Here is an 18,822-nt window from a genome sequence, read left to right on the forward strand (position 1 = left end):
TTTATTTTTCTGTATTAAATGTGTGATTAACCCATTGTTTGCCCCAATCCTCCTGCTCTTCCTTACTCCATAAATTAGGAAAGAAAGATATTTTTTGAAAGCCGGGAGGTAAAAACTGTTTCCAGTTGGTCCCTCCAGTAGCCTTTATTGTCGATTTCTCTTTACTAAGATAACGATACGCCGCCCCCATATGCATTAAAAGCCAGTTGATGTTCACATTAACATCAAGATTTCGCAATGCCTGAATCAGATCCTTATTGCTCCTGTCCTCTTCAGTCATATTAAGATAACGATGGTAAATAGTGTTCCCTTTTACCTGACCTGCTATTCTTAAAAACCGGGGAGTATATCTTTTTTCAAATTGTCTCAGGGTCAGTGTTTTTTCACCTGTCTTAAGATCAATACCTCCTTTTTTCCAGTAAATATTCTCATAAAGCTCTTCCAGACTGTCATCTTCTGAAAAGTCCTTCCTAATATCAGCTGAGACCAGATGTTCCATCGGGGTTGAGTACAATTCGATCATTCTGAACTGCGCCGACTGAAAACCACTTGCAGGCAGAAGTGCCATCCTGAACTTCAGGAATTGCTCCCTATCCATCCCTTTGATCATCACGTCAAAGGAATCTATAAGGATTCGAAAGTAACGATTTATCCTTTTAAGCTTTTCAATAAAAAACGAGGGGGTAAGCGCCTCACTTTCTATGATCTGTTTTTGCTCATGAATAATGAGTTTAAAATATAATTCTGTGATCTGGTGATAAGTGATGAAAATAGTTTCATCGGGGAAATGGGTATTTGTTTTTTGAAGACTAAGAAGCGTATCCACACTTATATAATCCCAGTAAGAAAGATAACGATCGTAAAGAAGACCATCTAAATAGGACCCCATATCCTGACCCGAATTCCTGAATTTTTCTTCAAGTTTATTAATGCGTTCGGCGATTTCGGGCTTTATTTCCATATTTAATTCATTATAATACTAAACTGATGTTTAAGGCCTTTATAAGCCTCCAAATCGGCATCTAAAGAACCAACGGCCAGATCGGCCTCAATCTTAATAGGGATCTTATTCTTGTCATCACTCACCCAGAAGGTAAGACTTTCCTTTTCTTTAAATACCCGGCCCGCCAAAACATAAGGCCTGAATTTTAAAGTAGCCACCTTTCCAAATTTGGTTTTGATCACTTCCCTGCCAAGGAAAACAAGCTTAAAATCTGTGTTCTCATCATCGATAAACATTTTAAGCGTCATTTCATCTCCTGGCCTAAGATCCCTCCCATTAATTTGGTTGCGAATATAATAAAATGCCGACAACATATCATGTACATTATCGGGAACCCAATAGCTATTTCTCTTATTAGTTTCTCTATTTAGTACATGAGCCTTATTATCCCGGTGATCAAAGTCTATCTCAAGATCCTTGGTATAACCACCTTCGTTAATTTTCCTGATAAATTTATAGGGCTTACCCGTTTTACGATCAATGTAGGTTTGATAGTCATCATCAACCTTGAAAAAAAGACTTAGTAAACCTGTGGATTTTCCACGGCCTTTAACATGGTAAACAGGTTTATTATTGAGACTGGTTTCATCTACTTCAAGAGTAGCATAGCTGGCATTGAAAAGACCATAATGAATACGGAATTTGAACCATTCTCCGGCTTCAAATGCCTGCTGGGAGAATCCCTGAGTAGTGGATATAAAGATATATATTAGCGTAATCGTAAAAAGTCTTCTCATCACATTAAATTTCCTAAGTTACAGTATTTTATAGGGTTTATACGCTAATTACAATTACTATTCCAAAAGTATTAAAACAAAAAACCCCATCAAATTAATGACGGGGAATTTTGTCTTATTAACCAACTAAAACTTAAATTATGAAAAAAATTAAATCATTCCTGGTAACCACTCCAAAAATGCGGTGCAAAAGTCTGATATTTCTACCTTGCCTGCAACGCTAAAATAAACTTTAACTAAAAAATTGTGTGATTGTCAGAAATTCAATTTTCGTATTTAAATTTTAGCAGTTTTTTAATCTTAATTTAATGTACCTCGTAAATCCTGCTCCCTTTCTATTGCTTCAAATAAAGCCTTAAAGTTTCCTTTTCCGAAAGATTGGGCTCCTTTACGCTGAATTATCTCAAAAAACATAGTTGGTCTGTCCAGAACCGGCTTTGTGAATATCTGCAATAAATATCCTTCATCATCCCTGTCTACAAGAACTCCAAGTTCCTTAAGAGGTTCAAGATCTTCGTCGATCTCTCCAACCCTGTCCAAAAGATCATCATAATACGTCTCCGGAACATATAAAAATTCAACACCTCGATCTCGCAACCGAGTAACAGTCTCGATAATATTATCTGTAGCCAGTGCGATGTGCTGAACACCTGCTCCATTATAAAAATCGATGTATTCTTCGATCTGAGATTTTTTCTTCCCTTCCGCCGGTTCATTAATAGGAAACTTGATACGACCATTCCCATTACTCATTACCTTACTCATAAGAGCAGTATATTCGGTAGAAATATCCTTATCATCGAATGAAACCAATTGAGCGAATCCCATCACTTTAGCATAGAACTCAACCCATTTGTTCATCTCGTTCCAGCCCACATTACCCACCATATGATCAATATACTTAAGACCTGTGTCTTCTGTTTCTGCTTTTGTGGTCCAGGTCCTGTAGCCTGGAAGGAATGGGCCTTCATATTCGTTTCTTTCCACAAAAAGATGAACGGTTTCTCCGTAGGTATGTATCCCCGAGATTACTGCTTTCCCATTTTCATCTTCCAGTTCATAAGGCTCCGCATAAGATTTAGCGCCCCTTTTAGTAGTTTCTTCATGGCTTTTTCTTGCGTCGTCCACCCAGAGAGCCACAAATTTAACTCCGTCTCCATGCTTATTGATATGCTCATTCACATCCCCACCTCTTTCAAGCGGAGAAGTTAAGACCAGTCTTATTTTCCCCTGTTGCAGCACATAGGAAACCGTATCTTTTTTCCCGGTTTCAAGTCCGGCATAAGCCACAGGCTGAAATCCCCATGCATGCTGGTAATAATAAGCTGCCTGCTTGGCATTACCTACATAAAGTTCAACGAAATCTGTCCCCAGAATTGGAAGAAAATCCTCTGCATCGGGAACAACTTTTTCCAGTTTTAATGATGTGTTATCTGTAGTCATAATATTTTTAATTTTTAATGTGCGAAATAATAAATCCTTTTGAAAAAACTTCAAAGTTTACCACATCGCCCTGTCCTTGGCTAAAAGATCTTCTTTCATACTTATTCCCTATCCTCTTCTTCCAGCCATGATTTGTGATAGCTTTCATCTGCTATTTCCATAGCATCCTCGGTAAGCATCAAAGGTTTGAAAGTATCTACCATTACGGCAAGTTCTTCGGTCTCCACCTGGCCAATACTTCTTTCAACCGCTCCCGGATGAGGCCCATGGGGTATTCCGGCAGGATGAAGTGAGATATGACCAGCCTCAATATCGTTACGACTCATAAAATCTCCATCCACATAATAAAGCACCTCATCACTATCTATATTACTGTGACTATATGGTGCCGGAATAGCATCAGGATGATAATCATATTTACGCGGGCAGAAGCTGCAAACCACAAAAGCATCAGTCTCGAAAGTTTGATGTACCGGAGGTGGCTGGTGAATTCTTCCGGTTATTGGCTCAAAATCGTGAATTGAAAATGCGTAAGGATAATTATAACCGTCATAACCCACCACATCAAAAGGATGGGTTGCATAAACCATGTCAAATATCTTCCCTTGTTTTTTGATCTTGATAAGAAAGTCCCCTCGTTCGTCGTTGGTCTCCAATTCATTAGGTTGCCTTAGGTCACGTTCACAGAAAGGTGAGTGTTCCAGCAACTGGCCAAACCAGTTCCTGTATTTCTTAGGTGTATAAATAGGCCTTCTTGATTCAACGATAAACAGCCTGTTATCCTCTTCATCAAAATCCAGTTTATAGATAGTTCCCCTGGGGATCAGCAGATAATCTCCATATTTAAAATCAAGATTTCCCAGATGGGTGCGCAGCTTTCCAGTTCCTTTATGTATAAAAATCAGTTCATCAGAATCTGCATTCTTGTAAAAATAGTCATCAGTGGACTGCTGCGGAGAAGCCAGAATAATATCACAATCTGAATTTGTAAGAACCGTCTTCCGGCTTTCCAGATAATCTGGATGGGGGGTTACCTGAAATCCCCTGAACCGGTATGACTTCAGGTTATTTTCAACAGCCACCTTAGGTGTAACATCATAGCTACCCTTAATCTCCTTTACCTGAGTGGGACGATGTTCATGATACAGGTTTGATGACATACCATCAAATCCAATTGTTCCAAATAGTTGTTCATAATAAAGACTTCCGTCTGGCTTTCTGAACACCGTATGACGTTTATGTGGGATTTTACCAAGCTTATGATAAAAAGGCATAATTTTTAGATTTAAAATCGATCAAAACGCTATAGTTTTTTGAAAGATTCCGATTATTTCTACTTTATTTTTCGATTTATACAAATATCATGAAATTTTAGCGAATTATTCTTAAATGTAGTCTAAAAACCGAGGCTTAAAAGTGAAAACAACTTACTGCCAGCCAAATAAGCAAAACAGGCACTAAAACCAAAACCCGAGACTGAAGAACCAAAAGCTTTCTCCTACTTCAGGCGAATAGGTATATTTCACCTCCATAGGACCTAAAAAAGTATCCAAACCATAGCCCAGCGCATAGCCAGAGTAGTCTGGCCAGGTGAACCAGTTCCCGGTAGTATATAAACGGTTTTCTACATTGGCGAAATTGGCACTGGCGATAATATGATTCTTGGGATACGCCTCATAATCAAGCTCAAGTAACCCCCTAATATAACTATCCCCCGAAAGGCTAATAAAATCGTATCCATAAAAAGGAATGAAATTATTAATCAGATTATTTCCGTAGCCTCCGAGGAAAAAATCGAATACATTGATATTATCGTTCCCTACCTTAAAACCGGTATCTGTAGAAAGCCTTATCACAAATTTATTTGACAATGGTGCGGCATAACCAATCTCTCCCTTGGCGATGGAAAATTCAGCAAAATCGGGATCATCATTAGAAGCCAGAAGATAAATATGGAAATCTCCATTGAAATAAAGCCCCTTTCTTGGAAAATACTTATTGTCGTAACTGTCATAAGTGAGATACCCGAAGGTGCTGAAATAATGGTTGTTCTCAAACACATTACTACTGTTTTGAGGCATTGGATTATTGATGGTTGAAGATGCAATTTTCAGATATTTATGTTCGGCTCCCATCCCAAATAAGAAAACCTGTTTGAACAGGGTTTGAACGTAAAACTGATTTGTAAAATCCTTATAGTCCACTTCTATTTCCCTAACTCCGCCAAGATCATCCAGACCTGCATTTTCCCTGGCAAGGTCAAAACTTACCTCCTTCTCGAAATTATTATACCTTGATTTCAAACCTATACTCCAGTAATAACCTTTGTCAAGATAATAATCAAAATTATACCTGAACTTATCCCCCAGGATCACGTCCAGAGAGACCACATCGTTGGTGAACATCAAACTTTTTTTAGTAAGGTTCACCAGAGCCGCACTCTGATATAGCTCATCATAATGAAGCCCCAGCCGAAGAAAGGTCTTATTTTCACTTTCCTCGATCTGCATTGCCAGGGTATAATCCATTGGTTTCTCAGTGGGAATGAGCTGATAGTTTATCTTATTGAAGTTCCCGGTTGCCGACAGGTTATTTATCCCAATCCCAAGATCATCCAGATCGTAAGGTTCATCATAATCCAGTTTCAGCTTTCCGAGTATATAAGATCTCGGGTAATCACTGTTACCTTCCAGTACTAGTCCGCTAATATTGAATTTTTCAATTTTTGGAACCGAAAACTTCTTTGACGGAGACTGATTTTTAGCCAGCTCCTTTAATTTATCTATTTTTCTCCGGCTTGCTACCCTACCGGAATCAATTATTGCTGCCCCTTCATCAAATGACAATATGGAAAAAGAAGAGATATCGGGCTTAATATAAATATCTGTGAGCGGGCGCTTCTCCTTCATATCAGCAATTGTATGAAAATTGTTGATCTGGGTGAGGATATCAAAAACACTTCTTAGATCTTCCCTCGCAATCAGACTATCCTGGACATCCACACCAATTATGATCTCAGCCCCCCGTCGGCGAAGTTCTTCAACCGGATAGTTATTTGCCACACCTCCATCGGTTAACAACCTGTCATCGATCTTAACCGGACTGAACAAAGAAGGTATCGCGCCGCTTGCCGAAATAGATTTAGCAAGCGATCCTTCATCCAGCACCACTTCTCCACCGGTTTCAATATCGGCTGCGACACAGAAAAAAGGAATAGGAAGGTTGTCAAAATCATCTATTTCGCTCACATGCATGGTAAGACGATTCATAAGGTTGTATATGTTCTGACCTTTGGATAAGCCCGAGGGAACCCTTACCTGAAAATCATCAAAAGGAAGGGTAAGTGCATATTTCTCGGTATCTTCCTTCTCATAAAATGTCTTGGCGCTTCTTGGAATATTATCCTGAATAAGGATATTAAAGTTGGTAGCATGAAAAATTGAATCGAGCTGGTTAGCCGAATAGCCTGCAGCATATAACCCGCCAATGATAGCACCCATGCTTGTGCCACCTATATAATCTACCCGAACCCCGGCCTCTTCAAGCACCTTTAAGGCACCGATATGAGCAAGTCCCTTTGCTCCCCCTCCACTCAAGACAAGTCCCACCTTTGGATCGTCATTTTTTTGAGCGTATCCAAGCATGGTGAAGACAATAAAAAGTAAAGGGAGAAATTTCCTCATTTAACCTGTATGATAATGCTGATAAATAATTCCGGCTTTTGATGATCCTACCACTTCAGCCAGTTCATTTTGAGAAGCCTCCTTCACCCTTTTCAAAGACCTGAAATGCTTCAGTAATTCTACTACGGTCTTCTCTCCTATTCCCGGGATAGCTTCCAGCTCTGTATTTAGCGCTGTTTTACTCCTTTTATTGCGATGGAATGTAATTCCGAACCTATGCGCCTCGTTTCTAAGCTGCTGAATTATTTTTAAAGTTTCCGATTTCTTATCAAGATATAAAGGGATTGGATCTTCGGGATAAAATATTTCTTCTAATCTCTTTGCTATACCAATAATCGCGATTTTTCCTCGTAAACCCAGTGTTTCCAAAGCTTTTACTCCGCTTGAAAGCTGACCTTTACCTCCGTCTACAATGATCAGCTGAGGAAGTTCTTCATCTTCATTCAACAACCTGCGGTACCTTCTGAATACAACCTCTTCCATTGAAGCGAAATCGTTGGGACCTTCAACGGTCTTGATATTAAATTTACGATAATCTTTTTTACTTGGTTTGCCATTTTTAAAAACAACACAGGCAGCTACCGGATTGCTCCCCTGGATATTGGAATTATCAAAGCATTCTATATGCCTGGGTTCCTCACTCAGCCTAAGATCTTCCTTCATCTGTGCCATCACTCGGTTCACATGCCTGTCTGGATCAACGATTTTCATTTGTTTGAAGCGCTCCTGCCTGTAGTATTTAGCGTTCCTGTGGGAAAGTTCCACAATCTTCTTTTTATCTCCAAGCTTAGGAACGGTCACCTTAAGGTCCTCCCCAGCATCTACTTTAAATGGGACATAGATCTCCTTAGAGTTCGAATTGAACCTCTGTCTTATTTCAATTATAGCAAGCTCCAGTAATTCCCTGTCGCTCTCATCCAGTTTCTTTTTCATCTCAATAGTGTGAGACCTAATGATCGCACCATGAGACAACTGAAGGAAATTTACATACCCATAGCCCTCATCGGTGACTATTGTGAAGACATCTACATTGTTGATCTTTGGGTTCACAACTGTCGACTTTGACTGGTAGTTTTCCAGTACATCGATCTTATTCTTGATTCGCTGGGCATCCTCAAACTCCATTTTTTCAGCATGTTCCTTCATCTGATTTTTAAAACGCTGCAAAGAATCCTTGAAATTCCCTTTAACGATCTGCCTTATAGCCTCAATGTTCCGGTTGTAATCTTCTTCAGTCTGAAGCCCTTCACATGGGCCTTCACAATTCCCCAGATGGTATTCCAGGCAAACCTTATATTTTCCGTTTCTAATCTTATCTTCTGCCAGATCATAATTGCAGGTTCTTAGTTTGTAAAGACCTTTAATGAGATCCAACAGAGTATTTACGGTTTTGAAACTTGTAAAAGGGCCATAATATTCACTCCCATCCTTTATGAGCTTGCGCGTGGGAAACACACGGGGAAACCTTTCATTTTTAATACATATCCAGGGATAGGTCTTATCGTCTTTCAGCATCACATTGAAGCGTGGCTGATGCTTCTTGATAAGATTGTTCTCCAACAATAATGCATCGGTTTCTGAGGCTACAACGATATGCCTTATCTCCCGAATCTTCTTTACCATCACCCCAATGCGGTGGCTGTCATGTTTTTTAGTGAAATAAGAAGTAACCCTTTTTTTAAGGTTCTTGGCCTTCCCTACGTAAAGTATCTTCCCGTTTTTATCAAAATATTGATAAACCCCGGGGCTGTTAGGCAAAGTTTTTAACTGAACTTCCAGAGCAGGTTTTTCCATTACTCAAATTTAAAACATAATTGAGAGCCAGATAAATTTTAAACAGGATTAAAAAATTCTTGATATTAAAAAAAGCTTTTGATTAAATGCATAATCTTTGCTTTACTTTGTACCGGCTTAACTTTTTATGGTTTTTAGTATATTGCAATATGGAGAAGATCGTGATTGGCAGGTTCGACAAGGCAGATTTCCCTGCCTTAAACCTTAACGATATCGCCGTAAAGATCGATACCGGCGCTTACACTTCATCAATTCATTGCGAAAACATAATCGAAAAAGACAACGAGATCCATTGTAGGTTCCTTGATGAGGAACATCCTTTATATGATGGACAGGAATTCGTTTTCGAAGACTACGATATTGTATTTGTTAGAAGTAGTAATGGTATAATCCAGAAGAGATATCAGGTTCAGTCAAACATCCGCTTATTTGGCAAAACCTTTAAAATCTCACTTTCACTATCAGACCGGCAGGAAATGAGATATCCTGTGTTGTTAGGCAGAAAATTTTTAACCAAAAAATTTATAGTGGATACCGAATTAATCGACGTATCCTATAATCAGAAGATAAATGAAGATAAGAATTCTATCAAGAAATAGCAGGCTTTACTCTACCAGCCGACTGGTGGAAGCTGCGAAGAAAAGAAATCATGAAGTTGAAGTGATAGATCCAATAAAGTGCGATCTTATTATTGAGAAAAAAAACCCCTGTATTTATTATAAAGGCCATTTCTTGGAAGATACCGACGCTGTAATCCCCAGGATTGGAGCCTCCATTACTTTTTATGGAACCGCCGTGGTGCGGCAGTTCGAGATGATGGGAACCTTTACCACAACAGAATCGCAGGCACTGGTAAGAAGCCGGGATAAGTTAAGGAGTTTACAGATCCTATCCCGGGCAAGACTTGGCCTTCCTAAAACGGTTTTCACCAATTATTCCAAAGACGTCAAGGAAATAATTGAACATGTAGGCGGAGCTCCTGTAATTATTAAGCTTCTGGAAGGCACCCAGGGCCTTGGGGTTGTTCTGGCCGAAACACAGAATGCAGCCGAATCGGTTATCGAAGCATTTAACGGACTACAGGCACGGGTAATCGTGCAGGAGTTTATTAAGGAAGCTGGCGGAGCTGATATTCGTGCGTTTGTGGTGGACGGACATGTTGTTGGGGCAATGAAAAGACAGGGAAAAGAGGGAGAATTCAGGTCTAATCTGCACCGTGGAGGATCAGCTTCTGTGATCCAGCTTACCGATGATGAGGAAAACGCAGCCATAAAAGCCGCTAAAGCCATGGCGCTTGGAGTTGCGGGTGTAGATATGCTTCAAAGTAGCCGAGGACCCTTAATTCTGGAAGTGAACAGTTCACCGGGACTTGAAGGAATTGAAGAAGCCACCGGGAAGGATATCGCCAAAACCATTATAAGATACATCGAAAGAAACGTATAATATATGCCTCGTATAGACAAGAACAACGTTCTTGAGATCTTAGGAGAAAAAGTACTTCCGGGAAAGGGAGCTACTATCAATTTCAACATGGCCAAGCTCTATACCACCACTTCGGTGGAAGTACCCGTGATCATAGAACGCTCCAAAAAACCGGGTCCTGTAGTTCTTCTTACAGCAGGAATTCATGGGGATGAGATCAACGGGGTAGAGATTGTTAGGCAGATCATTTCCAAAGGAATCAATAAACCTCAAATAGGCACTGTTATCTGCATTCCCATCGTGAATATATTTGGGTTTTTAAATATGTCAAGGGAATTTCCTGACGGAAGGGATCTCAATCGCGTTTTTCCAGGAACTAAACATGGCTCGCTGGCAAGTCGCTTTGCCTATCAGTTCGTAAAGAAAATATTGCCCATAGCCGATTTTTGCCTGGATTTCCATACAGGAGGAGCCGCTCGATTCAATGCTCCACAGATTAGGGTCAAAAAAGGAGATAAACAAAGCATTAAATATGCCCGCATTTTCAACGCTCCTTTCACCATTCATTCCAAAACCATTACCAAATCTTTTAGAGAAACCTGTTCAAAACTGGGAATTCCCGTTCTTCTTTTTGAAGGAGGAAAATCCCTTGACAGCAATAAGGATATTGCCAAATACGGTGTGGAAGGTGTTATGAGAATTCTTAGTCACCTAGAAATGCTGAATGCGAAATTCGATTATCCGGATGTAAAAATGGATACAGTGCTAATAGAAAACAGTTCATGGCTTCGGGCAAAGTATAGCGGACTTTTACATGTGAAAGTTCCCTGTGGAAAACATGTAGAAAAAGGAGAATACATCGCCACCATTACTGACCCTTACGGAAAATTCAGGCATAAGATAAAGTCAACCAGCGAAGGTTATGTGATCAATGTGAACGAATCTCCAATCGTGTACCAGGGAGATGCGATTTTTCATATTTCTATGCAACCAAAAACCGAGGAGCATGCATAAGAGTGAGATCAGGAAAAAATACAAGAAGCTAAGAACTGAATTAAGCGAGGCAGATATTGAAAGAATGAGCCTTGAGATCGCAAACCGATCGCTGGAACTACCCGTATGGGACTACAGGTTCTATCATATATTTTTGAGCATCGCTGAGCAGAAAGAGGTAGATACCGAATTTCTGCTGCATATTCTGCAGGGAAAAGATAAAGAAGTAGTGATCCCGAGAGCCGATAATAAAACAGGGAATCTTGTAAATTACTTACTTACAGATCAAACCGTAATAAAGAAAAGCAGATGGAACATCCCCGAACCGCAGGAAGGGATCGAGATCTCCACAGAGAAAATTGAAGTAGTATTCATTCCCCTGCTGGCTTTCGATGAAAAGGGCCATAGAGTAGGATACGGAAAAGGATTTTATGACCGGTTTTTAGCTAGCTGCAGGCCCGATCTTGTTAAAATAGGCCTTTCCTTTTTTAAGCCCGTTGAAGAAATAAAAGAGGTATTTAGTAGTGACGTACCTTTAAATTACTGTGTCACACCCGATAAGATTTATGAATTTCATCATTAAATAATTTTTGTAATGATGAGACTATTGCGTTATTTTTAACCTGACAAATCACTTTGATGCTCAGCGACCTACAGTTAAATAGCATTCTGGAAGATTTTGATATCGCCTACTGGAAAATTAACCTGTTTTCAAAGGAGATAACCTGGTCTGAGCACTTCAACTCTCTTGTTGGGAACCCTGAGATACGCGAAGATCGCTTTGAGTTTTTCATAAATCACATCCTTCACCCCGACTATAGGTACGATTTCCGAATTCATTTTGAACAGCTTATCAAGGAAAATGAGGCTTTCAGTTTCGAAATAAAATTAAAGCTGGAAAACGGGAAATATCGCTGGTTCGAATGCAAGAATCTTAAAAATAAGGGACAGAATCTACGCGAAACAGCTGTGCTTCTTTTCGTGAATATTCACCAAAGCAAGCGGGACCAGTATACCATTGAGGAAAATTTCTTCTATTATCGGGAAACGGCAGAAATGACATCTACCGGGGGCTGGTATATAGATACAGTGAACAAGCACATTTACTGGGATGATGTTTCCCGGAAAATCGTTGATTGCCCGAGAGATTTTCAGCCTGCCTATGAAGACCGGATGAAATTCTATGCCAAGGAGCATCATAACCGGATGCGAAATGCCTTTGATAAATGTGAGAATTATGGCATCCCTTTTAAACTGGAGCTTAAAATGGTATCCTTTCAGAATCGTGAATTCTGGGTGAGGCTCACTGGAAAACCAGTTTATAATGAAGAGCAGGAAGTAATAGGGATTAGAGGGGTTCTACAGAATATTGATGAGAATAAGAATAATGAACTTAATCTGCAGAATTCACTGGATATTATCGCGACTCAGAATTCAAGACTCTTTAATTTTGCACATATAGTATCCCACCATTTAAGATCACACAGTAGTAACCTAAGTCTAATCGTTGAACTACTCAGGGAATCCAAAAGCGATAAGGATAAACTGGATCTTCTGGCAAATGTGGAAGATGTGGCCGGCAATCTGGATTCGGCAATTTCAAGATTAAACGACATTGTAAGCATCCAAACTTCATTGAAGAAAGAAAGAGTTTGGATCAGGTTTGAAGATGCCATGGAAGTGGTTCTGGCATCAATTTCCTCCCTTATTAATCGAGAAAATGCAAAAATCGTCGCCGAATTTCAGGATTTAAAAGAAATTCGGTATATCCCTGAATATCTTGAAAGTATTTTATTAAATTTAATCACGAATGCAATCCGGTACAGGCAACCGGGACGTAAACCAGTTATTTTTATTCAGACCTATGTTGAGAATGACAAGGAGTATCTTGAAGTTAGCGACAACGGGATGGGAATAGATCTGGATGAGTATGGTGACAAGATGTTTGGAATGTATAAATCTTTTCATCATAACAATCCGGAAGCAAAAGGAATTGGTTTATTTATTACAAAGAACCAGGTAGAAGCCCTTGGAGGGACCATATCTGTGAGTAGTACCCTGGATATAGGGACTACTTTTAAAATACAATTCTAGATCTATTTGATATGGGGCAAAAAGTAGAGCTAGCGTGTATCATTGATGATGATAAGATATACGTGAACTTAGTTAAGAAAATCATCGAAATTAAAAAGCTTTCCGAGAATTTACTTATTTACAAGAACGGTAAAGAAGCACTGGACTATTTTAAGGAGATCATGGAAAATGTCACCGATGAAGACAAACTTCCTGATATCATCTTTCTGGATCTGAATATGCCTGTAATGGACGGATGGGAATTTTTGAACGAATTCATCAAAATCAAGAATCAGCTGAATAAAAAGATCACTTTATACGTGGTAAGTTCTTCCATAGACCCACGTGATCTTGAGAGGGCACGTTCTTTCAATCTCGTGACCGATTATCTTATCAAGCCTATTGAGCTGAAAAAGTTCGAGAAGATATTCGAGAAAACTGCCGCTTAATTATTCCGCTCCTTCTTCCTTAGCCTTAGGAAAAGCTTTTTTATTGAAAAGAAGCAATATTGCCACACCAACACTTATTGCAGAATCAGCAATATTAAAAACAGGTTCAAAGAAAGTAAAATACTTTCCACCCCAGAATGGTATCCACTCAGGTAAATATCCCTTCCATAAAGGAAAATAGAGCATGTCTACCACCTTCCCGTGAAATAAAGAACTATACCCGCCGTCAGCCGGCAAAAAGCTCGCTATCTGGCCGTAACTGTCGTCAAAGATGATCCCGTAAAAAACAGAATCGATGATATTTCCAAAAGCACCTGCAAAGATCATGGCTATAGCAACTATCAGGATCCTGGACCCCCCTTTTCTCACCGAATCCCAGAGCCAGTAACCTATACCAACAATAGCTCCAAGGCGGAAAAGCGTAAGCGCCAGTTTTCCATATTCACCAGGAATCTTAGTACCCCAGGCCATACCTTCATTTTCCACGAAAAGGATTCTGAACCATTCAAAGACTCTTACTTCATCACCTAAAGCAAAATTGGTTTTTATATAGATCTTGGAAATCTGATCTATAAGAAGGATCAGAATAATGATGATTCCGGCTTTTTTAAGGGACATGGAATTTTTTTTGTTGAAAACGGCTCAAAAATACTAATATTATTTAGTTTTTACGCACCTGAATATCCCCATCTATACTCGTAAGCCTTAAAGGGTTCCTGCCGGGCAGAAATTGAGGGATTTTAAGCTTCCCATTTCTCGTGTTTGCTTCGATCATTCCTGAAGCCGTTTCCACCAGGATATCCCCACTGTAAGTATTGATCACAGCCGACCCAGAAAATGCCAATAGATGGCAGTAGCCCTGTTTAAGATCGGCGTAAACAGATTTATAATCTCCATGCGCGATCACCGAGGCAAGGTTTGAATTGATAATTATCTCCATACCTATGGGAACTTCCAGTTGAATCTCCAGGGAAAACACCTTATGTGCACTAAGCTTATCGTAGCCGCCGGTAAGAATCTCGGGGTAACGTGTGGAAAGCCTGAACTCGCCATCCCGGATCGAGGTATCCAGTATTATTTCATCATAATACTCACCTTCAGAATGGGTTTGGATAGAGATAGTAGGTTTATTTGTGGTAGATATCCGTATCCTGAAAACCTCATCGGTATCAATACGAATAGTCCGGATTTTCTGTGCATCGATCAGCTCTTTCGTATCCCTTTGAGCTATTAGTGGACAGGAAATCATCAACACCAGCAAAAAGATACAAATCCTATTCAAAACACATCACTAAAAAGAAAAAACGCCCTGTTCCAAATAATGGAGGGGCGTTTTAAATTTATATATTATAAAGTAAAGTTTATCGTTGCATATTCTTAGCCTCGATGCTCAAGGTAGCATGCGGAACCAGAAGAAGCCTTTCTTTGGCTATAAGCTTTCCGGTCACCCTACAAACACCATATGTTTTGTTTTCGATTCGCATCAAGGCATTCTTAAGGTCCCTGATGAATTTCTCCTGACGGATCGCCAACTGAGAATTAGCTTCCTTGCTCATAGTTTCACTTCCCTCTTCAAAAGCCTTGAAGGTAGGAGAAGTATCATCGGTACCATTGTTACCGTCATTCTTATAAGCATTCTTGTAGATCTCCAGTTGTTCCTGTGCTTTTTCAATCTTCTTTTTGATCAGAGCTTTGAACTCCGCCAGATCCGCATCACTGTAACGTTCTTTTACTTCTGTAGACATAGCTTAATGTTTTTTAATAAACAATTTAGTGGCAATATCATCAAATTCTACTTCAGCGCCTTCATCTACCACTTCTGCAAATTCGAGTTTCGCAGTTAATGTTTCGTTCTTAATATAGGTTATATTATCGTTAACGGCATCCTCGACAATACCATCTTTTTGTAGGGTCACATCTATCGTATCAGTCACCTCGTAGCCCGAATCCTTTCGGAGGTTCTGGATCCTGTTAACCAGTTCCCTGGCAACACCTTCCTTCTTCAACTCCGGACTAATACTAACGTCCAGGGCTACTGTTAAATTACCACTGCTGGCAACTAACCAACCTTCAATATCTTGTGAAGTTATCTCAACTTCATCTAATGACAAATTAACTAAATTTTTGTTAATTTCCACTTCAATAGAGCCTTCCCTTTCAATTTTTGAAATCTCTTCAGGACCAAATTTGTTTATCTTACTGATAATCAGTTTTATATCTTTACCAAATCTCGGACCAAGAACCCTGAAATTCGGTTTTATTTGCTTTTTAAGAAGCCCTGAAGCATCATCGATCAGCTCAATTTCTTTAACATTTACTTCGGATTTAATCAAATCCTCAACTGCCTGAACCTCTTTCTTTTGCTCTTCATCAAGTACCGGAATCATTACTCTTCGCAACGGCTGACGCACTTTGATCATCTCCTTTTTCCTTAAAGATAGAACAAGGGATGAGATTGTCTGTGCTTTTTCCATTTTGCGTTCCAGGGATTTATCAACAAATCCTGGTTCATAAACCGGGAAATCAGCGGTATGCACTGATTCTGATTTGTCTTTCCCTGTCGCGGCATTGAGGTCTATGAACAACCTGTCCATATAGAATGGTGCAATAGGCGCGCCAAGTTTTGCGACAGTCTCAAGACAGGTATAAAGAGTTTGATAGGCAGAGATCTTATCCTGCTCATAATCTCCTTTCCAGAAACGCCTTCTGCTCAGCCTTACGAACCAGTTACTAAGGTTTTCCTGAACAAATTCAGAAATCGCCCTGGTAGCCCTGGTAGGCTCATAATCTGCATAGAACTTATCTACTTTTTCTATAAGCGTATGCAATTCTGAAAGGATCCATCGGTCAATTTCAGGTCGTTCTTCAAGAGCTACGTCCTTTTCAGAATAAGTAAATCCATCAATATTCGCGTAGAGTGTAAAGAATGAATAAGTATTATAAAGTGTTCCGAAGAATTTTCTTTGCACCTCTCCAATCCCCTCAATATCAAACTTCAGGTTATCCCACGGATTTGCATTGGAGATCATATACCAACGGGTAGCATCGGGCCCATAAACCGCAAGTGTTTCAAACGGATCTACCGCGTTACCCAAACGCTTGGACATTTTCTGACCGTTCTTGTCCAGCACAAGTCCGTTTGACACTACATTCTTATAAGCAACATCATCAAAGATCATGGTAGCAATTGCGTGCAGGGTATAGAACCATCCACGGGTCTGGTCAACTCCTTCAGCAATAAAATCGGCCTTACGCCACTTATTCTCTACCTTATCTTTGTTCTCAAATGGGTAGTGCCATTGCGCATAAGGCATGGATCCTGAATCGAACCAAACATCGATAAGATCAGCCTCACGCTTCATTGGTTTTCCAGAATCTGAAACCAGGGTAATACCATCTACCACATTCTTATGAAGATCTACTTTATCATAGTTCTCTTCACTCATAACTTCGGGATCAAAATCTTCGAAGATATCCTTATCCATAAATCCGGCTTCAACAGCCTTTTTCATTTCTGCTTTCAGCTCGGCTACAGAACCCATCACCTTGACTTCGGTTCCATCTTCGGTTCTCCAGATAGGTAACGGAATTCCCCAGTACCGGCTACGGCTCAGGTTCCAGTCATTGGCATTTGCAAGCCAGTTCCCAAAACGACCTTCACCGGTAGACCTTGGTTTCCAGTTGATACTCTGGTTTAGCTCGTACATCCTGTCTTTGAACTCGGTCACTTTAATGAACCATGAATCAAGCGGATAATATAAAATAGGCTTATCGGTTCTCCAGCAGTTTGGATAACTGTGAACATATTTTTCAACCTTAAAGGCCCTATTCTCTTCTTTCAGTTTTATTGCAAGCTCAACATCCACCGATTTTTCCGGTGCCTCACCTTCATCATAATATTCATTCTTCACATACTTCCCTGCATGCTCACCCATTTCAGGTCTGAACCTTCCCTGAAGATCTACCAGCGGCACAAGGTTTCCATTCTCATCTTTTACAAGCATCGGCGGAACCTCTGGAGTGGCCTGCTTGGCCACCATGGCATCGTCCGCACCAAAAGTAGGTGCTGTATGTACTATCCCGGTACCATCTTCGGTAGTTACGAAATCCCCAGAAATTATCCTGAAGGCATTCTCGGGATTATCATTAGGCTGTGCATATGGCAATACCTGCTCATATTTCACCCCAACGATGTCTGCTCCTTTAAAACTTTCTCCAATCAGATAAGGGATCTTTTTATCACCTTCCGAATAAGAGTTCAGATCTTCTTCAGATTCTGCTTTTCTGAACTTTTTATCGAACTGCTTTGCGGCGAGTTCTTTAGCAACTATAATTGTAATTGGCTCAAAAGTATACTGATTATATGTCTTAACCGTCACATAATCGATCTTTGGCCCTACTGTTAATGCGGTATTTGAAGGAAGCGTCCATGGAGTTGTGGTCCATGCGATAAAAAATAAATTTTCAGCGTCCTTCAGAAATTCAGGAAGTGTTTCTTCCTTTACTTTGAACATAGCAGTAACCGTTGTATCGGTCACATCCTGATAGGTTCCGGGTTGGTTAAGCTCATGAGAGCTCAAACCGGTTCCAGCTTTCGGAGAGTATGGCTGAATGGTGTAGCCCTTATAGATAAGATCTTTTTTATAGATCTCAGAAAGCAGCCACCATACAGTCTCCATATATTTTGACTTGTAGGTGATATAGGGATCATCCATATCTACCCAGTAACCCATTTTACGGGTAAGATCATTCCATACATCGGTATAACGCATCACCGCATTTTTACAGGCTTCGTTATATTTCTCGATGCTTATCTTGGTTCCTATATCCTCCTTGGTGATACCCAGCTCCTTCTCAACACCCAGTTCTACAGGCAGGCCATGAGTATCCCATCCAGCTTTACGCTTAACTTGGAAACCTTTCTGGGTTTTGTAGCGGCAAAAAATATCCTTTATAGCACGCGCCATTACGTGATGGATACCCGGCAAACCATTTGCTGATGGCGGGCCTTCAAAGAACACAAAAGGCTCTTTTCCCTCACGTGTGGTCACACTTTTTTCAAAAATATCATTCTCTTCCCAATAGTTTAGGATTTCCTCTGCCACCTTAGGCAGGTCAAGACCTTTATATTCAGGGAATTTTCTGCTCATTTTCTCCTTTTTTCAAATGATTTGCGAAAATAATGATTTTTAACAAAAGAAGGTATCAATCAAGGTTAAAATACA

16 protein-coding genes are annotated in these 18,822 nt (G+C 40.0%); 6 read left to right on the forward strand and 10 right to left on the reverse strand.

What is annotated here, in order from left to right; genetic code table 11:
- Position 1: 1 nt before the first annotated feature.
- The 6 genes from NE848_RS08920 to uvrC form a co-directional block, all read right to left on the reverse strand.
- The gene (locus tag NE848_RS08920; RefSeq protein WP_252112630.1) at positions 2 to 961 is read right to left on the reverse strand and encodes a tryptophan 2,3-dioxygenase family protein; all 960 of its coding nucleotides are present in this window, start codon (positions 959 to 961) and stop codon (positions 2 to 4) included.
- Positions 962 to 963: 2 nt separating this feature from the next.
- Entirely contained in the window at positions 964 to 1,740 is a 777-nt protein-coding gene (locus NE848_RS08925) for a DUF3108 domain-containing protein (protein WP_252112632.1), read from the reverse strand.
- Positions 1,741 to 2,040: 300 nt separating this feature from the next.
- Positions 2,041 to 3,183, reverse strand: a complete 1,143-nt coding sequence (gene hppD, locus NE848_RS08930) for a 4-hydroxyphenylpyruvate dioxygenase (protein WP_252112634.1) — start codon at positions 3,181 to 3,183, stop codon at positions 2,041 to 2,043.
- Positions 3,184 to 3,284: 101 nt separating this feature from the next.
- On the reverse strand, positions 3,285 to 4,457 hold the full coding sequence (locus NE848_RS08935) for a homogentisate 1,2-dioxygenase (protein WP_252112636.1): 1,173 nt from the start codon (positions 4,455 to 4,457) through the stop codon (positions 3,285 to 3,287).
- A gap of 183 nt (positions 4,458 to 4,640) precedes the next feature.
- Positions 4,641 to 6,866 carry a patatin-like phospholipase family protein gene (locus tag NE848_RS08940; RefSeq protein WP_252112638.1) on the reverse strand — a complete coding sequence of 742 codons (2,226 nt, stop codon included), beginning with the start codon at positions 6,864 to 6,866 and terminating at the stop codon, positions 4,641 to 4,643.
- Positions 6,867 to 8,660: an excinuclease ABC subunit UvrC gene (gene uvrC, locus NE848_RS08945; RefSeq protein ID WP_252112640.1), complete on the reverse strand. Its 1,794-nt coding sequence runs from the start codon at positions 8,658 to 8,660 to the stop codon at positions 6,867 to 6,869.
- A gap of 149 nt (positions 8,661 to 8,809) precedes the next feature.
- Between uvrC and NE848_RS08950 the strand changes: the two genes are divergently transcribed.
- Genes NE848_RS08950 through NE848_RS08975 form a run of 6 tightly spaced genes read left to right on the forward strand, consistent with a single transcriptional unit; the run spans position 8,810 to position 13,597 of the window.
- Positions 8,810 to 9,259, forward strand: coding sequence for an ATP-dependent zinc protease family protein (locus tag NE848_RS08950; protein ID WP_252113448.1), 450 nt, complete (start codon positions 8,810 to 8,812; stop codon positions 9,257 to 9,259).
- Positions 9,231 to 10,103 (forward strand): 30S ribosomal protein S6--L-glutamate ligase, encoded by an 873-nt coding sequence (gene rimK / locus NE848_RS08955; RefSeq protein WP_252112642.1) that lies wholly within the window; start codon positions 9,231 to 9,233, stop codon positions 10,101 to 10,103. Before NE848_RS08950 ends, rimK begins: the two co-directional genes overlap by 29 nt.
- 3 nt (positions 10,104 to 10,106) lie before the next feature.
- Positions 10,107 to 11,096, forward strand: a complete 990-nt coding sequence (locus NE848_RS08960) for a succinylglutamate desuccinylase/aspartoacylase family protein (protein ID WP_252112644.1) — start codon at positions 10,107 to 10,109, stop codon at positions 11,094 to 11,096.
- Positions 11,089 to 11,658, forward strand: a complete 570-nt coding sequence (locus NE848_RS08965) for a 5-formyltetrahydrofolate cyclo-ligase (protein WP_252112646.1) — start codon at positions 11,089 to 11,091, stop codon at positions 11,656 to 11,658. The genes NE848_RS08960 and NE848_RS08965 overlap by 8 nt, the downstream gene beginning before the upstream one ends.
- Before the next feature lie 56 nt (positions 11,659 to 11,714).
- Entirely contained in the window at positions 11,715 to 13,169 is a 1,455-nt protein-coding gene (locus tag NE848_RS08970; protein WP_252112648.1) for a sensor histidine kinase, read from the forward strand.
- Positions 13,170 to 13,180: 11 nt separating this feature from the next.
- Positions 13,181 to 13,597: a response regulator gene (locus NE848_RS08975; RefSeq protein WP_252112650.1), complete on the forward strand. Its 417-nt coding sequence runs from the start codon at positions 13,181 to 13,183 to the stop codon at positions 13,595 to 13,597.
- Here the strand turns inward: NE848_RS08975 and NE848_RS08980 are convergent, their stop codons facing one another.
- The 4 genes from NE848_RS08980 to ileS all read right to left on the reverse strand — a co-directional run bounded on the left by NE848_RS08980 (position 13,598) and on the right by ileS (position 18,747).
- Complete coding sequence (locus NE848_RS08980) at positions 13,598 to 14,215, reverse strand: lipoprotein signal peptidase (RefSeq protein WP_252112652.1); 618 nt, start codon at positions 14,213 to 14,215, stop codon at positions 13,598 to 13,600. It lies immediately after the preceding gene.
- A 43-nt stretch (positions 14,216 to 14,258) separates the two neighbouring features.
- Positions 14,259 to 14,879 (reverse strand): DUF4097 family beta strand repeat-containing protein, encoded by a 621-nt coding sequence (locus tag NE848_RS08985; protein ID WP_252112654.1) that lies wholly within the window; start codon positions 14,877 to 14,879, stop codon positions 14,259 to 14,261.
- A gap of 79 nt (positions 14,880 to 14,958) precedes the next feature.
- Entirely contained in the window at positions 14,959 to 15,342 is a 384-nt protein-coding gene (locus tag NE848_RS08990) for a TraR/DksA family transcriptional regulator (protein ID WP_131396991.1), read from the reverse strand.
- A 3-nt stretch (positions 15,343 to 15,345) separates the two neighbouring features.
- Positions 15,346 to 18,747, reverse strand: a complete 3,402-nt coding sequence (gene ileS, locus NE848_RS08995) for an isoleucine--tRNA ligase (protein WP_252112656.1) — start codon at positions 18,745 to 18,747, stop codon at positions 15,346 to 15,348.
- Between the last annotated feature and the right edge of the window lie 75 nt (positions 18,748 to 18,822).

The organism is Gramella jeungdoensis, assembly GCF_023805255.1.
Lineage (GTDB): Bacteria > Bacteroidota > Bacteroidia > Flavobacteriales > Flavobacteriaceae > Christiangramia > Christiangramia jeungdoensis.

Coding starts and splice junctions, on each gene's coding strand:
- NE848_RS08925 (WP_252112632.1), bottom strand. CDS start 1,740: ATGAGAAGACTTTTTACGATTACGCTAATATATATCTTTATATCCACT.
- NE848_RS08960 (WP_252112644.1), top strand. CDS start 10,107: ATGCCTCGTATAGACAAGAACAACGTTCTTGAGATCTTAGGAGAAAAA.
- NE848_RS08940 (WP_252112638.1), bottom strand. CDS start 6,866: ATGAGGAAATTTCTCCCTTTACTTTTTATTGTCTTCACCATGCTTGGA.
- rimK (WP_252112642.1), top strand. CDS start 9,231: ATGAAGATAAGAATTCTATCAAGAAATAGCAGGCTTTACTCTACCAGC.
- NE848_RS08965 (WP_252112646.1), top strand. CDS start 11,089: ATGCATAAGAGTGAGATCAGGAAAAAATACAAGAAGCTAAGAACTGAA.
- uvrC (WP_252112640.1), bottom strand. CDS start 8,660: ATGGAAAAACCTGCTCTGGAAGTTCAGTTAAAAACTTTGCCTAACAGC.
- NE848_RS08935 (WP_252112636.1), bottom strand. CDS start 4,457: ATGCCTTTTTATCATAAGCTTGGTAAAATCCCACATAAACGTCATACG.
- ileS (WP_252112656.1), bottom strand. CDS start 18,747: ATGAGCAGAAAATTCCCTGAATATAAAGGTCTTGACCTGCCTAAGGTG.
- NE848_RS08970 (WP_252112648.1), top strand. CDS start 11,715: ATGCTCAGCGACCTACAGTTAAATAGCATTCTGGAAGATTTTGATATC.
- hppD (WP_252112634.1), bottom strand. CDS start 3,183: ATGACTACAGATAACACATCATTAAAACTGGAAAAAGTTGTTCCCGAT.
- NE848_RS08920 (WP_252112630.1), bottom strand. CDS start 961: ATGGAAATAAAGCCCGAAATCGCCGAACGCATTAATAAACTTGAAGAA.
- NE848_RS08980 (WP_252112652.1), bottom strand. CDS start 14,215: ATGTCCCTTAAAAAAGCCGGAATCATCATTATTCTGATCCTTCTTATA.
- NE848_RS08950 (WP_252113448.1), top strand. CDS start 8,810: ATGGAGAAGATCGTGATTGGCAGGTTCGACAAGGCAGATTTCCCTGCC.
- NE848_RS08990 (WP_131396991.1), bottom strand. CDS start 15,342: ATGTCTACAGAAGTAAAAGAACGTTACAGTGATGCGGATCTGGCGGAG.
- NE848_RS08975 (WP_252112650.1), top strand. CDS start 13,181: ATGGGGCAAAAAGTAGAGCTAGCGTGTATCATTGATGATGATAAGATA.